General features: G+C 37.2%; 16 protein-coding genes. 7 read left to right on the plus strand and 9 right to left on the minus strand.

The annotated features are described in order from the left end of the window. The first annotated feature begins 10 nt into the window (after positions 1–10). The 7 genes from murC to JML65_RS13870 all read left to right on the plus strand — a co-directional run bounded on the left by murC (position 11) and on the right by JML65_RS13870 (position 8,882). Positions 11–1,381, plus strand: coding sequence for a UDP-N-acetylmuramate--L-alanine ligase (gene murC / locus JML65_RS13840; RefSeq protein ID WP_047489761.1), 1,371 nt, complete (start codon positions 11–13; stop codon positions 1,379–1,381). An 84-nt stretch (positions 1,382–1,465) separates the two neighbouring features. After that, a complete protein-coding gene (locus tag JML65_RS13845) occupies positions 1,466–2,437 on the plus strand; it encodes a cell division protein FtsQ/DivIB (RefSeq protein WP_047489763.1) in 972 nt (323 codons plus the stop codon). A gap of 81 nt (positions 2,438–2,518) precedes the next feature. Next, positions 2,519–3,904 carry a cell division protein FtsA gene (gene ftsA / locus JML65_RS13850; protein WP_084087146.1) on the plus strand — a complete coding sequence of 462 codons (1,386 nt, stop codon included), beginning with the start codon at positions 2,519–2,521 and terminating at the stop codon, positions 3,902–3,904. A 78-nt stretch (positions 3,905–3,982) separates the two neighbouring features. Beyond that, positions 3,983–5,881, plus strand: a complete 1,899-nt coding sequence (ftsZ, locus tag JML65_RS13855) for a cell division protein FtsZ (RefSeq protein ID WP_084087144.1) — start codon at positions 3,983–3,985, stop codon at positions 5,879–5,881. A gap of 73 nt (positions 5,882–5,954) precedes the next feature. Then, positions 5,955–6,401 (plus strand): GatB/YqeY domain-containing protein, encoded by a 447-nt coding sequence (locus JML65_RS13860; protein WP_202271175.1) that lies wholly within the window; start codon positions 5,955–5,957, stop codon positions 6,399–6,401. A 449-nt stretch (positions 6,402–6,850) separates the two neighbouring features. Continuing rightward, positions 6,851–7,261 carry a BrxA/BrxB family bacilliredoxin gene (locus tag JML65_RS13865; protein ID WP_047489771.1) on the plus strand — a complete coding sequence of 137 codons (411 nt, stop codon included), beginning with the start codon at positions 6,851–6,853 and terminating at the stop codon, positions 7,259–7,261. A gap of 106 nt (positions 7,262–7,367) precedes the next feature. After that, the gene (locus JML65_RS13870; RefSeq protein WP_202271176.1) at positions 7,368–8,882 is read left to right on the plus strand and encodes a GH3 auxin-responsive promoter family protein; all 1,515 of its coding nucleotides are present in this window, start codon (positions 7,368–7,370) and stop codon (positions 8,880–8,882) included. Positions 8,883–8,937: 55 nt separating this feature from the next. On the opposite strand, the gene JML65_RS13875 is transcribed toward JML65_RS13870, so the two are convergent. The 9 genes from JML65_RS13875 to JML65_RS13915 all read right to left on the minus strand — a co-directional run bounded on the left by JML65_RS13875 (position 8,938) and on the right by JML65_RS13915 (position 17,587). After that, positions 8,938–9,351: a hypothetical protein gene (locus JML65_RS13875; RefSeq protein WP_202271177.1), complete on the minus strand. Its 414-nt coding sequence runs from the start codon at positions 9,349–9,351 to the stop codon at positions 8,938–8,940. 24 nt (positions 9,352–9,375) lie between these two features. Beyond that, positions 9,376–9,744 carry a hypothetical protein gene (locus tag JML65_RS13880; RefSeq protein WP_202271178.1) on the minus strand — a complete coding sequence of 123 codons (369 nt, stop codon included), beginning with the start codon at positions 9,742–9,744 and terminating at the stop codon, positions 9,376–9,378. Between the two features lie 4 nt (positions 9,745–9,748). Next, positions 9,749–10,720 (minus strand): endonuclease/exonuclease/phosphatase family protein, encoded by a 972-nt coding sequence (locus JML65_RS13885; protein ID WP_202271179.1) that lies wholly within the window; start codon positions 10,718–10,720, stop codon positions 9,749–9,751. 74 nt (positions 10,721–10,794) lie between these two features. Continuing rightward, a complete protein-coding gene (locus JML65_RS13890; RefSeq protein WP_309946037.1) occupies positions 10,795–11,790 on the minus strand; it encodes an endonuclease/exonuclease/phosphatase family protein in 996 nt (331 codons plus the stop codon). 9 nt (positions 11,791–11,799) lie between these two features. Further along, positions 11,800–12,555, minus strand: a complete 756-nt coding sequence (locus tag JML65_RS13895; RefSeq protein ID WP_047489789.1) for a rhomboid family intramembrane serine protease — start codon at positions 12,553–12,555, stop codon at positions 11,800–11,802. A gap of 5 nt (positions 12,556–12,560) precedes the next feature. After that, positions 12,561–14,354: a DNA mismatch repair endonuclease MutL gene (gene mutL, locus JML65_RS13900; protein WP_047489792.1), complete on the minus strand. Its 1,794-nt coding sequence runs from the start codon at positions 14,352–14,354 to the stop codon at positions 12,561–12,563. Between the two features lie 247 nt (positions 14,355–14,601). Then, complete coding sequence (locus JML65_RS13905) at positions 14,602–15,429, minus strand: YoaK family protein (RefSeq protein ID WP_047489795.1); 828 nt, start codon at positions 15,427–15,429, stop codon at positions 14,602–14,604. 28 nt (positions 15,430–15,457) lie between these two features. Continuing rightward, entirely contained in the window at positions 15,458–15,952 is a 495-nt protein-coding gene (locus JML65_RS13910) for a hypothetical protein (protein WP_202271180.1), read from the minus strand. A 231-nt stretch (positions 15,953–16,183) separates the two neighbouring features. Next, on the minus strand, positions 16,184–17,587 hold the full coding sequence (locus JML65_RS13915) for a sensor histidine kinase (protein WP_202271181.1): 1,404 nt from the start codon (positions 17,585–17,587) through the stop codon (positions 16,184–16,186). Positions 17,588–17,590 lie beyond the last annotated feature (3 nt).

The following is a 17,590-nucleotide window of genomic DNA, read 5'->3' on the forward strand; positions in this document are numbered from 1 at the left end:
AAGACAAAAAATGAAGAAATTAGAAACATATCAAAACTTTTACTTCGTTGGAATCGGAGGTATCGGAATGAGTGCATTAGCTCGTTATTTCCATGCATCCGGTAAAAAGGTATGGGGATATGATAAAACCAATACCAAACTTACTCAAAACCTGATGAATGAAGGCATTGATATTGTTTTTGAAGACCTTATTGATGAAAGGATAACTTCCCTTCACAAAGAAGACACGTTGGTCATCTATACTCCGGCTATTAAGACGCTTGGGATTCTGGATTATTTCAACCAAAATCAGTTTGAAGTATTGAAACGGGCTAAAGTTTTGGGATTGATTACAGAAAATACAGATTGTATCGCAGTAGCAGGGACACACGGAAAGACGACAACCTCTACCCTTGTGGCGCATTTGTGCAAAGAAGCGGATCTGCCTTTCTCATGTTTTTTGGGAGGTATTTCTGAAAATTTCAAGTCCAACTTCCTGTACAATGGTTCCACTTATTCTGTGGTAGAAGCCGATGAATACGATAGAAGCTTCCTGAACCTGTCCCCGGACTGGGCCGTAGTAACGTCCACCGATGCTGACCATTTGGATATTTATGGTGATAAAAGCCATATTGAAGAAGGCTTCAGACAGTTTGCAGCATTGGTTCCCGAAGATAAAAAACTCTTTGTAAGAAAAGGGATAGAAATAGGCAGAGGACATCAGACTTATGCTGTAAATGAACCTGCTGATTATTATTCGGACAACCTGCGTATGGATCATGATAAAATCTATTTTGATTTTCATACCCCAACGGAAACAGTAAAAGATTTTGTCTGGGAAATCCCGGGAATCCATAATGTGGAAAATGCTACCGTGGCATTGGCTATTCTTCACAATTTGGGCGCAGATTTTGATACGCTGAAAAAGGCTATTGCTAATTTTAAGGGAATTAAAAGAAGATATACTAAGCATTTTTATCAAAACGGCAAAATTTATATTGATGATTATGCCCACCACCCTACAGAAACAAATGCTGTAATAAGCTCTATCAGAACATTTTACCCTGATAAAAAGCTATTAGTTGTCTTCCAGCCGCACCTGTTCAGCAGAACAAGAGATTTTGCAGACGGATTTGCGGAAAGCCTGAGCCAGGCAGATGAATTGATTTTGCTGGATATTTATCCCGCAAGAGAACTTCAGGAAAACTTTGAAGGTGTCACGTCAAGCTGGCTGCTGGAAAAAGTACATTTAGAGAATAAAGAAGTATCGGCTTTATCCGCTGCTTTTGAAAAAATAAAAGAAAAGGATTTTGATATCCTTCTTACAGTAGGGGCAGGAAATATTGATACCCTGTATGACCCTATCTGTGAGTGGTTAAACTCTGTACAAAGTACGATGTAAAAAGTACAGGTATAGAATTATTGATAAAGAGATTAGTAAATAAAATACGTAAGTACATTGTACTTTTTACACTGTACAGGAAATATGAAAAATAAATACAGAATATTAAAAATTGTTGTCACCGTAATCATCCTTGGGTTGTTACTGAGTTTCTCGTTGAAGAGATTCGGTAATCAACAGATTAGTGACAATAAAATTTCTGTAAAAATGAGCGAAAGAACTCCGGTTTACTTTGTTGATGAAAAAGATATCCGGGAGATTGTAAAAAAAGAAAATCCATCGGGAAAAGTAGGTGAACTCAATATTCCTTCACTGGAAAAAAAGATCAATGCTCTGCCCGCTGTTGACAGCGCCAATGTATATCTGAACTTAAATGGTAAGCTTAACCTGGATATCAAGCAGAGGGTTCCTGTCTTCAGGCTAAATAAAGATGGAAAAGACTTTTATGTAGATGAAAAAGGGATAGAGTTTCCTATTTCAAAAACCTATTCTCACCCCTGCATGCTGGTAACCGGTAATATTCAGCCGGATGAATATGAAAAACTGGCAGAGCTGGTTGAAAAAATTGATAAAGATGATTTCAGTAAAAAGTATTTTATTGGAATTTCAAAATATAAAGACAGCTATAATCTCCTGACAAGCGAAGGAAATTATAGAGTGGAAATCGGAGATTTAGATAATATAGATTTTAAAGTAAGAGGGTTTAAAACGTTTGTGGAAAAATACCTGGTCTATCAGGACCCTCAAAAATACAGTATGATTTCTGTAAAATACCAGAACCAGATTGTGACCACTTTAAATCCTTATTTTAAAGAAAACGACAGTCTTCTGAAAGCAGGAAAACTTGAACTGGCAAAAGCGCCGTCGCTAACAGCTATCGCTAAGAAAACGGACGCTAAACCCAAAATAGCTGAACCAAAAAAAACGAACTCATCAAAACCAAAGGAAAACACAAAACCCAAAACACAGGCAAAAGAAAAGACAAAAACAGAGAAAAAAACACAGGCTCCGGTACAGTCCAAGCCTAAGCCCAAATCAAAGGTGAAAATAGAATAAAAGTCCCCAAAGGACATTTTAACACAAAATAGGAGATATCCTATAATGGAAAAAAGTAGAAAAAATCAAATCGATATAAAAATGGAAAATCAAGAGTATTCAGTAGGTCTGGACATCGGAACAACAAAGATTGTTGCGATTGTCGGAAGACGGAATGCACATGGGAAAATAGAAGTTCTCGGTGTAGGAAAAGCTAAAAGTCTTGGTGTTCATAAAGGAATTGTGAATAATATTTCACAAACCATTAATTCAATCAAGGCTGCAGTATCCGAAGCACAATCCAGTGCAGGAGTTCCTATCCGTAAAGTAACGGTAGGTATTGCAGGAAAACACATACGTTCTCTGCAGCACTCAGATTATATTATGCGTGAACATCCGGATAAATTTATTACAGATGATGACATTGAAGCATTAAAAGATCAGGTCAAGAAACTGGTAATGCTTCCTGGAGAAGAAATAATCCATGTACTTCCTCAAGAATATAAAGTGGATTCCGAAGGTGAAATTCAGGAGCCTGTCGGAATGCACGGAAAACGTTTAGAAGCTAACTTCCATGTTGTAGTAGGACAGATGGGAAGCATCCGAAATATTGCAAGATGCGTCCGTGAAGCCGGGCTGGAAATGGAAGCTCTTACTTTGGAGCCACTAGCATCGTCAGAAGCTGTTCTTACCAAAGAAGAAAAAGAAGCTGGTGTAGCTATCGTTGACATTGGTGGTGGTACTACCGATATCGCTATTTTTAAAGATAATATTATTCGTCATACGTGTGTGATTCCATACGGAGGTGGAATTATTACAGAAGATATCAAAGAAGGCTGCTCAATTATCGAGAAACATGCAGAACAACTGAAAGTAAAATTTGGTTCGGCTGTTCCCGAATTGGAAAAAGACAGTACTTTTGTAACAATTCCCGGACTTCACGGAAGACCGGATAAAGAAATTTCTTTAAAAACCTTAGCACAGATTATCAATGCAAGGGTAGAAGAAGTTTTGGAAATGGTAAACACAGAGCTGAAGGCTTACGGTGCTTTTGAACAAAAGAAAAAGCTGATTGCCGGAATTGTTCTTACAGGTGGGGGTTCAAATTTGAAACACCTTCGTCAGCTGGCCAATTATACCACAGGTTTCGACAGTAGAATCGGTTTTGCGAATGAATATATTGCGAACGATAAAAATCAGTATCTGAAAGGCCCTGAATTTGCTACTTCTATCGGGTTATTGATGGAGAGTTTAAAGATCAGAGACAAAAAACAGACGGCTGATGAAATGGAAGAAGTTGCCCATGAACAGCCTCAGGCTGAAAAAACGGCTCCACAGGCAGAAACTGTTCAACAGGTTCAGCCTCAGGCAGCCATCGTTCAGGAGCAACCTGTAGCCAACGAACAGAGAGAAAACAGAAGAGCAAAACTGACTTTTGGGCAGTCGCTTATGGAAAAAGTAAAAAAATTCTTTGAAGAAGTAGAATAAGTTATCAATGATAGATGATCAATGATAAATGATTTATCAGCCATCACTCATCATTCATCAATTGTAAAAAAAATAGTTATGGAAAATATAGGTACACAAGGATTTTCATTTGATTTACCAAAAGGAAATTCATCGATCATAAAAGTAATCGGTGTAGGTGGCGGAGGAAACAACGCCCTGAAACACATGTACGAAAAAGGGATTCACGGAGTAGACTTCGTGGTCTGTAATACGGATGCTCAAACTCTAGATAATAACCCTGTTGCCAATAAAGTTCAGTTAGGAACTACCATTACAGAAGGTCTTGGAGCTGGTGCCGACCCCGAAGTGGGAGAAAAATCTGCAATAGAAAGTATTGAAGATATTAAGGCGGCTATGGGACAGAACACTAAAATGGTGTTTATTACTGCCGGAATGGGTGGTGGTACAGGTACCGGAGCTGCTCCTGTCATTGCTAAAGTAGCAAAAGACATGGGGATTCTTACAGTGGGTATCGTTACTGTTCCTTTTAGCTTTGAAGGAAAAAGAAGATTGGATCAGGCCGAAAACGGTCTTGACAAATTAAAGAATAATGTTGACTCATTAATTGTGATCAACAATGATAAACTAAGACAGCAGTTCGGAAACCTTGGATTCAAACAGGGATTCTCAAAAGCGGATGAAGTTTTAGCCAATGCTGCAAAAGGAATGGCGGAAGTTATTACCGGTTATTTTGATGTAAACATTGACTTTAGAGATGCTAAATCTGTGCTTCAGAACTCCGGTACGGCGCTGATGTCTACAGGTACGGCTTCAGGTGAAAATAAAGCTGAAGAAGCAGTAAGAAAAGCTCTTGATTCTCCGTTATTAAATGACAATAAGATTACAGGTGCTAAAAATGTATTATTGCTGATCAGAAGTGGTGCAGAAGAAGTAACCATGGATGAAATCGGTATCATTATGGACCACATCCAGAAAGAAGCCGGAAATACGGCTGATATCATCTTTGGAGTGGGTGCTGATGAAGAATTAGGAGATGCTGTAAGTGTTCTTGTAATCGCTACAGGGTTTTCTAATGACAACAAAAAATTTGCAGGCCCTACAGAAAAGATCAGAATCAGTCTTAATGACAATTATGATGCTCCAAAGTCTTCCCCTTTCAAAACCAGAGAAGAAAGAGAAACGGCTCCTGAGGCATCACATGATTTTAGCAGAAAAAATCTTTTTAGATTAGATGACGAAGACCACGATACTCCACAGTTCGGGGCTACATCTATCGAAAAAAAAATGATTATTGAAGAAGAGGAGATTAAAACGGAAATAAAATTCGCTGACAGACAAGAAGATACTCTGAACACTCCTGAGCAAAACTGGAGAAATGAAGAAGAAAATGACCAGGACGGTTTCAGCTTATTTTCAATTGATGAAGAGAATGAAGATCCTAACGATTTGGAGATCCAGTCTTTCTCTTTTGATTTTGAAAATAAAAAAGAGGAACCTCAGTCTGGAAGTACGTTTAACAATTCTTTCTCTGAGGAAAAACCTGTAGAATTCAATTTCTTTGTCAATGAATCCAGCAGAAACGAGCCAAAGACAGACTTTGGACAGCCTAAAGCGGAGTTTAATGCTCCTACCAGTGCTGTAGCTGAACCTGCACAAAAGATCGAAACCTTCTTCCAGAAACAGGAAGAAATAAAGGCGGAAACAAAGACAGAAATTGAAACTCCAAAATCTGAAGAATCAGAATTCACTTTCGTCAATAAAGCTGTGGATCAGGAAAGAATTTTTGAAAGAAGAAATAAATTAAAAGAATTCAATTCCCGTTACCAAAGTTTTGACAGCACAAGTGAATTTGAGTCTATTCCTGCTTTCAAGAGAAAAAATATTTCAATTGACGGAACGAATGCATCAGACCAGAACATCAACACCTATCTGTCTGATAACAACGGGTCTATGCAAATCAAGGAAAACAGGTTTTTAAATAAAGACGTAGATTAATGCTAATGGCAACTGGCTGCTAGCCATATCCAAAAGCTAATAGCCAATTGCCAAAAGCCAAAAGCATATCAACATGAGTTTAGAAAATATAATTAGCGAAGCTATAAAAACAGCTATGAGAGAAAAAGACAGAGTTGCTTTAGACTCTCTCCGTGCTGTAAAATCTCAAATTCTTCTTCTGAAAACGGAAGCCAGAGGGGCTGAAGTTTCTGCAGAACAGGAAATTGCGATCCTTCAGAGAATGATCAAACAGCGTAAAGATTCTTTTGAACAGTTTACTGCTCAGGGCAGACAAGATCTGGCAGAAGTAGAAGATGCACAGATGAAAGTCATTGAGAAATTTTTACCAAAACAACTTTCTCTTGAAGAATTAGAAACAGAAATTAAAACTATTATTTCTGAAACCGGAGCCGAATCTATTAAGGATTTAGGAAAGGTAATGGGAGCTGCTTCAAAAGCATTAGCCGGAAAATCTGACGGAAAAAGTATTTCCGAGATGGTTAAAAAGCTTCTTTCATAACAGAATTCCGGGTACGGATTTTGGGTATATCCCGGAGTCTGGCAAGTGAATTCTCACAACTATAGGATATTCAACCTTTGCATATCGATTTGATTAAAGAATCCCGGAACTCTACAGTCCCGGGATTCATTTTTTGGATATTAAAAGTTTATTATTCAGCTCAATTTAAACTGAAAAAAAGAAGATTTAACTGCGATTTATACCGAGTTAAATAATTTCTTAGCCTGAGGGAAAGCCGTAATTGTTTTTTTCATGGTCGTTTGTTTTTTCAGAATCATTTCAAATTTAATAAAAATATTTTATTATTCCTATTTTAAATTCATCTTTTTTCAAATATTGTTGAAATATTAATATTACATTAATTTTATATGACTAATCCAGCGATAGTTATTATATATTGATCAAACGTAAAGAATTGTTTAACTTTGTAGCGATAAAAAACAAAATATATGTATCCAACAGATTTAGTAATGCCTATGAAGGCTGAACTTACAGATAAAGGTTTCCAGGATTTAACTTCTCCTTCTCAGGTAGAAGAAGCGTTAAAGCAGTCAGGAACTACATTATTAGTAATCAATTCAGTATGTGGATGTGCTGCAGGAGCAGCAAGACCTGGTGTAGTATATTCTTTAACAGGAGATAAAAAGCCAGACCACTTAACAACTGTTTTTGCAGGATTTGATACTGAAGCTGTAGTAGAAGCAAGAAAACACCTTGCTCCATTCCCACCAAGCTCTCCTTGTGTTGCTCTTTTTAAAGATGGAGAATTAGTTCATATGCTGGAAAGACACCACATTGAAGGGAACCCTGCAGGGGCTATTGCCGCTAACCTTCAGGCTGCTTATGATGAGTATTGCTAAGAAACAAATAAGCTAAAAAGCAAACCGTTACACATTTTGTAACGGTTTTTTTATTTAACATCATAAAAAATTCTCTGAAAAATCAAATATTATTATATTTGTTGGAATGGCAACCAAGGCACTTTTCAATACTGTAGTTAACTGGTTTATCCGTCAAAGGATAGATCAGATACAAAATTTTATGGATCATCCCATTGAGACCCAGAAGGGCATATTGTTCTCTCAGCTGTTTCATGCAGAAGATACAGAATATGGTAAACTACATGGATTCAATTCCATTTCGAGTTATCAGGACTTTAAAAATAAGGTTCCGATTGTCACCTACGAAGACTTTGAACCTTATATTGAAAGAGCAAGACAGGGATATAAAGACGTAAGCTGGCCAGGCCTTATTAAACATTTTGCCAAGTCCTCAGGAACCACCAACGCCAAGAGTAAATTCATTCCTATTTCAGCAGAAAGTCTTGAGTACTGTCACATGAAAGCAGGAAAAGACATGGTCTCTATTTACGCAAACAATCATCCTGAAAATCAGCTTTTCACCAATAAGAATCTCCGTTTGGGGGGAAGCTCCGAGCTCTATGCAGATTTTAATACCAAGTTTGGAGATCTCTCTGCCATTCTTATTGATAATCTTCCTTTTTGGGTTGAAATCACAACAACCCCCAGTAAGAAAGTTTCTCTGATGTCTGAGTGGGAAAGTAAATTAAAAGCCATTACTTCGGAAGTGAAGAATGAAGATGTAGGAAGCATCCTTGGAGTACCCAGCTGGATGATGGTTCTCCTGCAGAGGGTATTGAAGGAAACAGAGGTTGGCAGTATCTCAGAGCTGTGGCCCAATTTAGAGGTGTTTTTTCACGGTGGAATCAGTTTTAAGCCCTATCGGGAGCAATACCGCAATATCATCGGAAAAAACATCAATTACTACGAAATATACAATGCTTCGGAAGGCTTCTTTGGTATCCAGGACAGATCAGACAGCGATGAAATGCTTCTTATGCTTGATTATGGCATTTTTTACGAGTTTATTCCAATGGACCAGTTCCATTTTTCCAATCCGAAAGTAGTGAACCTTGAAGATGTTGAAATTGGTAAAAACTACGCCATGGTGATCACAACCAATGGTGGACTATGGAGGTATTTGATTGGTGATACGGTAGTCTTCACCTCGATTAATCCTTTCAGAATAAAAATAACGGGAAGAACAAAACATTATATCAATGCATTCGGTGAAGAACTAATGATTACGAATGTAGAATCTGCCCTCTCCAGAGCATGCGAAGCTACTGGCGCTCAGGTTACAGACTTTACCGGAGCCCCTGTTTTCATGAAAGAGAATGAAAGCGGAGCCCATGAATGGATCTTTGAGTTCAGCCATCATCCTGATAATCTGGATCAGTTTATAGATGCTTTTGATCAACATCTTAAGACCATCAATTCGGATTACGAAGCTAAAAGATACAACAATATAACACTGAAAAGACCGGTGGTTCACATTGCCAAGCACAACTTATTCTATCATTGGCTGGAATCTAAAGGAAAGCTTGGAGGTCAGAATAAAGTACCAAGACTGAGCAATGACAGAGAATATATAGATCCGTTACTGGAACTGAATAAGTAGAATTTTTTCAGAACGGGACACAACATAAAAAAACCGCAGTGAACTGCGGTTTTTTTTATTTACTTAAATCTTCTTTTACTTTTTTGGCAGCGTCTTCTACTTTTGAAGCTCCTTGTCTCGCGGCATCTTTAGCATCTTTTCCTGCTTCCTGTACCCCGCTTTTAATATCCTTTCCTACCTTATTAAGATCCTGTTTGGTTTTATCGGCCGTGGCATCAATCTTATCTTTCGCTTTCTGGGCAGCGTTATCAATCTTATTTCCGGCCTCGTCTACCTTTGTTTTAATGTCTTCTTTTGTTTTGTTGACTTTTGAACTATCAACAATATCAGAAGGTGTTTCTGTAGTGGTAGTTGTGGTGGTGGTCACTGATCCGTCAGAATTTTCTACCTGTTCCGTTTTTGTCGTCGATTTTGTGCAAGCCATGGCGAATACTGAGATCACCAATGCTGCTAAGATGTTTTTTTTCATATTGTATACTTTAAATGATGTTTTTTATTCTGTTTTGGTTTTGGTATCGGCTGCAGAGGGTGTTTCTGAAACTTTTTGCTTCTTTTCAGCATCTATTTTCTTCTTCTCTTCCTCCAGTTTCTTTTTGGCTTCCTTATCAAGCTCTTCTTTAAGTTTCTTTTCTTCTTCCTGAAGCTTTTTAACCTGTTTTACGGAGTCCAGATACTGCGGAGAAGACATTCTTATCTTTCTGGCAATATCTACTGAAACAGCACCCGTTGAAAATGAATCTACGGCTGTAGTATCATACTGTATTTTAACCTCTTGTTCGGCTCCAAAGCCCGCAGATTCTTTTTTAGAACACGCTATGAACAAAATGACCAAAATAAAAGCCGCAAAAAGTAAATTTTTCATGGAACTAATTTAGTAGAAATTCTGCAATTACAGGATAGTGATCCGATAATTTCACAGAATGATCTACCTTATAGCTTAAAGGAATGATTGATTTTGAAGTAAAGATATAATCTATTCGCAATGGTACTTTATAGTCATGAAAACTACTTGCACTTCCTTTTCCTGCAACCAAAAAGGCATCCTGAAGATCTTTTCCCAAATTATAATACTCATAAGAGTTGGGAACAGAGTTAAAATCTCCTGCTAAAATAACAGGATAAGGAGAAAGGTCTATTATCTTTCTTATTTTCTTCACCTGGTCCTCATGGGCTTGAAAAGTAGGAATCATATGGGAAAGAAGAGCAGAGATGTTACCTGCCCCAAAGGCATCCAGCTTTGTAAACATAGATTTATGAAGGCGGAACGGCTCCAGGTATACATTGACAATTCTTACAATTTTTCCGTTGATATCTATATCTGCATAGAAAGAATTACCTCTTGCTTTTTCTTCAATGATTTCGGCCTGTCTTACAATCTTATGTTTTGTTTTAAGAATAACTGAAGGGTATTTTACAAGATCCTGTCTTAGTGCACGGTTGGTATCTTTTTCCTGTACCAGGATAATATCGGCATTTTGTTCTTTAATATAATCCTTTATCTTGTCCCATCCATAATCCCCATATTTTACATTAAATGTCAGAACTTTGATATCTCTTATTGTCTTTACATTCTCTACTTTCGGAGTGTAATTAACCCATCTTCTTATTGGATTGTAAAATAGAAAGATTCCCAAAGCAAAGGCTACTGCTACTTTTTGCTTTTTAAAAATCCATACCACCGTAAGAATAAGATACGCGAACATCAGATATGGGAAACCCAGAGAAAGAAGATTAAGGTTCCCAAAAATATTTGGAGGAACCCATGCATTTCCCAATGTGCAGAGCAATAAAACAGCAATAACAATATGTATAAATAGCAGTATCTGATTCGACTTCATGAAAAAACGGTCTTGGTACGTATTTTTTTAAGCAAAAACCCTACCAAGCACCTATATTTTAACTTTTTTTATGATTATTTACTGTCTGAAGAAAACTCAGAAATGACAGGATAATGATCTGAAAAACTGACAGAACGGTCTACCACATAGGAAACAGCCTTCACAGATGGAGAAGAAAAAATGTAATCAATTCTTATGGGAAATTTATAATCGTGGAAACTGGTAGCGCTTCCTTTTCCGGCACTCAGAAATGCATCTTCAAGTCCTGATGATAAATGATAATATTCATAAGAATTGGGAACCGAATTAAAATCTCCTGCCAGGATAACAGGATATGGCGAGCTTTCAACGGCATTTTTAATAAGCTCAACCTGCTTTTGGTGGATTTTAAAAGTAGGAATAAGTCTTTTTACAATATCTTTCATCTTTTGCTCATTGGCATCAGAATTCCCATTAAGGGTCACCATCTCTCTTTCAAACTTAAAAGGATGAAGATAAACATCAATAAACCGGTATACTTTTCCTTTTATCTCGATATCAGCCTGCACAGCCGGTGGAATTTCACTTTTTTCAGGAAAATCCAGTTCTTTAGTATTCAAGACTTTATGTTGAGTAAGGATTGTTCCCACTCCGGAAAAATTCACTCTCTTATACTCTTCAAGGTACGGAAAGTCACCTCCTCTGCCTTCCTGTAAGAGTATCACATCAGCTTCCTGAGATTTTAAATACTTTCCGATCTCCTCTTTCCCCATAATTCCCCCCTTCACATTAAAGGAAACTATTTTAATAGCTGCCTTCTCTTTTTTATCAGAAGAAAAATTAATGATTCTTTTGACTGGATTAATAAAAATCAATCCTACCAGCATGAACACAAAGGCTCTCTTCTTCCAGCTGAATATCCAAAAAACAGTCATCAGAATATAAACAATCATCAGAATAGGAAATCCTAATGACAGCAAATTAAACCATGGAAATATCCTAGGCGGAACATACGCATTCAGTAAAGAACCCAGTAAAAGGAACAAAATTCCCAGGTGCAGAATCAGGATGATAAGTCGAAAAATTTTCACAAAGCGGCTTTAGTTAAATCTGTATAAATGTTTTCTCCAGCTTCTCGCCAGCAGCCACCCTACCAAAGCACCTCCAACGTGAGCTAAGTGGGCAATACCTCCTCCATTTCCTGAAACACCCAGATATATGGAAACGACAACAATAATAGGTAGCAGATACTTTACTTTAATAGGAACAGGAATAAACATTATTCCAATTTTCGAATCCGGATACAGCGTTGCAAATGCAGCCACTACTCCAAAAATTGCTCCCGAAGCTCCCATCATACGTGATTTTAATAACCCATAATACTCTCTTGATAATGCTAGCCCCTCAGCCGTTTTAGCACTAATTCTCGAATCTCCTGAGTAATCGAGAGCAGCTTTAGGATAAATTTCAGAAGCATTTAATCCCAAACTTTGTAAGCCTGAAATAATCTGCTGGGCCTCAACAAAGTTCCAAAGGTTAAATAAGAAAAAAGCCCCTAACCCACTTGCAAAATACAATATCAAGTATTTTTTTTCACCCAATGTTTGTTCCAAAATTGGCCCAAAGCTGAATAAAGTAAACATATTGAATAAAATATGCATTAATCCACCCGGCTCTGCAAAAGGTGCGTGCATGAACATGTGTGTGATGACCTGCCAGGATTTAAAATTGGGAGAAAAGGGATAAAACCCCGAAAGTGTATCGTATAAATTAAAAAACAAGAAATTGGATATCAAATAAACAATAACATTAATAATGATAAGATTTCTTGTAATCGGTGGTATATTGTTAAACATCTTTTTTAAAATTTGTTTTTAAAATCATTAAACGGAACTTCATAGAAACATCTTTTTCCGTCCGGCAAAAACTCAGGGAATCCTAATGCGGTAAAATCTTTGATGAGCTGTTCTGCATCTTTTTTATAAAGGAAGTCAAATCTTGACTTCGAGTGCATTTTAGCCCATTGGTTTTGATAATACTGCATGAATTCTTCTTCTGTCTTATATTCCAGGATCTCAAAAAGGTTCTCCAGAAACTTCATAGCCTGTGTTTCTTTCAGCCCTTCGGGAAGTGAATCTATTCTCAGTACACTTTCATGAGCAATTTTCATGTCAAACCCGAGTTCCGGAAGATATTTTTTGATAGAATTATATTTATTCTTTTCTATTTCGTTCATGTGGTACTCCAGAGAAAACAGGAGGGCATGACTGTTGGTATTGGATTTCTTTGATGTTGATTTATTATTATTTTCAGAAACCACAAGCCTGTGCATTCTTCCAAGATCCAGCATCAGAGTCATATCACCTTTATTGAAAACCCAGTATCCGTTCGGGAGCCTCATCAGATCTTCATCGAAATCTTCATCTTCAAATAAATTGATTTTGGAAGGTTCTGCCGTGATATTCTGGCTGTACATTTCTGTAAGATTCTGAATCTCCTCCGGAAGCACTATATTTTTCTCCTCCAAAAACGGATTATAGTCTTTATCAACAATAATTTCAGGCATTTTTATCACTCCTCCGCCACCGTTCCCTTTACTGGGAATAGGCTTATTCATCATTTCGTCTAAATCCGGATCTCTGTCAAAATCAAGACTTGGAGAAACATTATAAATCCCTAAAGATCTTTTTATCGTGGAACGAAGTAAAGCAAAAATAAGATGCTCATCTTCAAACTTCACCTCAGTTTTCTGTGGATGGATATTAACATCTATTTTTTCAGGATCAAGCTCCAGATAAAGGAAAAATGAAGGTACATATCCCGGTAAAAGCAATCCTTCAAAAGCTTCCTGAACGGCCTTATTGAAGTAAGGGCTTTTGAAATACCTTCCATTCACAAAAAGGAACTGTTCTCCTCTGTTTTTCTTGGCGCCTTCCGGTTTCGCTACAAATCCGTGAAGCTTACACCAGATAATATCTTCTTTGATAGGAATCAGCTGGGGCTGCAGTTTTCTTCCGAAAATATCTACAATACGCTGCATCTGGCTTCCCTTTCTGAGTTTGAAAACCGGCTCATCATCATGGAATAATGAAAATTCCAAGCCTTCATGCGCCAATGCAACACGTTGAAATTCATCGATTACGTGTCTGAATTCAATATTATTATTTTTCAAAAATTTTCTTCTGGCAGGAACGTTGTAGAATAGATTTTTTACCAGAAAATTCGATCCGTCTGCCGTTTGTATCGGGTCCTGAAATTGGAAAACGCCACCTTCAAGGTAAATATTGGTTCCGATGGATGCGTTTTTCTGTTTTGTTCTTAGCTCAACCTGAGAAACCGCGGCAATAGAAGCCAATGCTTCCCCCCGAAATCCTTTTGTAGCAATCTTAAAGATATCTTCCGTTCCCCTGATTTTGGATGTGGCATGTCTTTCAAACGCCATTCTGGCATCTGTTTCAGACATTCCTTTTCCGTCATCCACTACTTGTATCAGGTTCTTCCCGGCATCCCTGAGAATCAGTTCGACCTTTGAAGCATCTGCATCAATAGCGTTCTCCAAAAGCTCCTTCACAATGGATGCAGGCCTCTGCACCACTTCTCCTGCTGCAATCTGATTAGCTACATGATCCGGTAAAAGTTGAATAATATCTGACATAAAAAAACGTAAATCAACTTACAAAAATAGACAATGAAATTGGGAATTAAAACATTAAAAGAGGGAATTAATATTTAATTATCAACATTTCAACAATGCAGCATTTTAAAGACTGAGCCTCAAACCATTCACTACAGCGGTTTTTTGAATAGAACAATCCCCTATTGTTTTTACACAAATAGAGGATTGATTCACAGCTAGTTTATACAAAAAAAATTAATAGTGATATTTATTTATCATTCCACATTCAGTCTTCAAAAGCGAGCTTTCTTTTCTTTTCTCTTCCTGGAATCCCGTGGATCTTCTCATACAGATAAGCCAGAAGGTTGGGTTTTTTATAAATCCTGTTATATCTATACTTGGTATTAAAATGTCTTACATGAATTTTATATGCATCATATCCGATCACGATTAAAAGACACAGGCTGATAACATAAAACACCCTGAATTCCAGATAATAATAGGTAAGTCCTGAGAATACTGCTCCCAATACATAGGCAACCATGATACTCAAGAGTAATTTTGCCCTTCCGATCAGCTCCCCGTTTTTTCTGTATTTTTTTTGAGTAAACATAGAAACCAGGATTCCCAGATCGGTAGTTGTTCCGGTAAGGTGGGTTGTTTTTACTGAAAAGTTTGAGATACTGGCCGTCAAACCATTTTGAAGCCCTGTAGCAAAAAGCATCAATGCCACCAGATATTCTGTTTCTTCCAGTGTTTTCTGATAATAAAACTGTCCGTATACGCCTACGAAGAGAAGACATATAATCTCCAATACAATAGGCATTGAATGGGCAAAATACTTACTTTTTTTATTGAAGTTGATGACAATAAAATTGGATAGAAAGCTTCCGAAGAAGAACAAAAAGATCCATCCAGCTACGACTCCAACCTGCGCCCAGTTTGCCTTACTGATTTCTGCTGCCAGCACAGCGTAATGTCCCGTTACATTCGATGTAAAAGAGAGAAATATTAATAGGGATGCTATATTTATAGTACCTGCTGTAAATGCAGTCAGCGTCCCCAATCTGATATTATCCCCCAGTGTCCTGCTGTTACTATAATTTCTTAACATTTTTTTATTTTTTTAGTTTGTGTTTATTTTAGACCTCTACAAAGATCTCTGCAAGCCTTCCTCTTTCCGGAAGCCTTTCTCTAACCTCAACGGCAATTTCATGAGACTTCAGGTCTTTGCAATTCTTGATATAAGGAATAAGATCAAACTTTCCTTTACCCTTGCTCTTAATAGACGAAGAATAATAAGCTTCTTCTATATTCTCTGCGCTCACGTACTGATTGAATGTTCTCTGAAAGCTTCCTGTAAAAACATCACAAATGATTTTATTGACCAGATGAGGATATTTATTCTTCACGATCCCATAAGCATCGCAAAATTCTGCCGGCCTGATCTTATTGAAAATAGATGTCTTGGTATTGAATAAAAGATCTCTGATAGAATCCCCGGAATCATATCCTGATGTAAGCAGGATATCATATTGGTTTTGATCTTCCGAAGCTTCTTTCTCTTTCAGCACTTTTTTCAGTATGTTTAATGACTCAAGAGAGTAATCCGTTGCAATTAAAATTGTTTTAGTCATGTTCTTTATTATTTTGTTTTGTGTTTATCTTTTTTGATGATACAAAACTAGAACGACCAAATTAGAAGACCTTTGGAACGGAATTAAAATGTGATTAAAGAGATTAAAATGAGATTAGAAAATTGTTAAGAGAAATTAATGTGGGGAAAAAACAAAACAGTAATTTTGCGTAAATAAATGATATTCAGTCTATTATATATCCAACTTGTATACTTTGAATAATTTGAGGGATTAAGTGCCCTCCTGCTGTGTGCTGTAGAAATTAGGGAAACGCATCTGAACCGTAGTTCCCTGATTTTCGTGCGAGCTTACAATCAGCTCACCGTGATGCATTCTTACGATATTTCTCGCCAATGGAAGCCCAATTCCATAGCCTTCATAATTGTTGGTATTGGAAGCCCTGAAGAACGGATCGTAGATTTTATTCATTTCTACCTCCGGAATCCCGATTCCATTATCCTTTACAATGATATAGACATCTGTATCCGTGGCTCCTAAAGAGACTTTTACCTGCTGGAAATTAGAATATTTACAGCCATTACTGATGATATTGGCCACTGCAAGATGCAGCAACTGTTCATTCCCCTGTACTTTCAGTTTTTTAGGATTATCAGGGAGCATACTGATATCGAGATAGATATTATTCCTGGAATCTATTCTTCTTAGCGTTTCAATCACATCCCACAGCAGCTGGTCAATTCTTACCTTATCCATTTTCTGGATCTTACCGTCAAACCCGGTTTGGGCGATCATTAATAAAGCTTTGATCTTTTTATCCAGTTTTTCGGCTTCATCCAGGATAATTTCCAGCGTTTCTTTATATTCTTCTGCTGACCTGTTGATGGAAAGTGCTACATCCGCCTCTCCCATAATGGAAGTAAGTGGAGTTCTCAGTTCATGGGAGACATTGCCAATCAGATGGTTTTGGGTCTCAAAAGAGGTCTCAATGCGGTTGAGCATATCATTGAAGGTATCTACCAGCTCATTCAGTTCCTTATTGTCCGGTTGAGACTCCAATCTTAAATGAAGGTTTTCAGAGCTTATTTCTTTTACTTTTCCTGTAATTTTTAAGATCGGTCTGAACAATGTCTTAGATAAGTAAAAAGAGAAGATCATACTGAAGAATAAAGAAAGCACAATACAGGTAAGCAGTGTTCTTTTTAAAAAACCAAGATAATAGACCACATAATGGTTCTTGGCAGAAGCAATAGCGATATAGTCTTTATCGTCATACCTGAAAGTCTGCCCGATATAATAGAATTCCTTATCATTATAATTAGCCTCCCCCTGCTTGATAATATTTTTAAAAAAATAAGATGGAATATGAACTTCCTGGGATATCTTCTTGAAATTGGAATCTGTAGGGACAGCAAAAACATAATCCTTTTCCATAGGCAGCTCTTCATCATTCAGGCTACTCAGGACATAATTCTCCGGAAGGTCAAGATGGTCTTTGCTTTTTTCTATCTGTACAATGGTTGCTGTACGGATCTTCAGCAGCTCATAAAATCTCTGATGTGAAAAATTAACGATCGAAAAATAAACCAAGCCACTGAAAAGCAATATAATGACAGTAAAAACCAACATTAAAAGCACCATTGTTTTGGTCTGATTTGTGATCACTTTATTAAACATTCA

Origin of the sequence: Chryseobacterium sp. KMC2, from assembly GCF_016756935.1 — a bacterium.
In the GTDB taxonomy this organism is placed as follows: domain Bacteria; phylum Bacteroidota; class Bacteroidia; order Flavobacteriales; family Weeksellaceae; genus Chryseobacterium; species Chryseobacterium rhizosphaerae.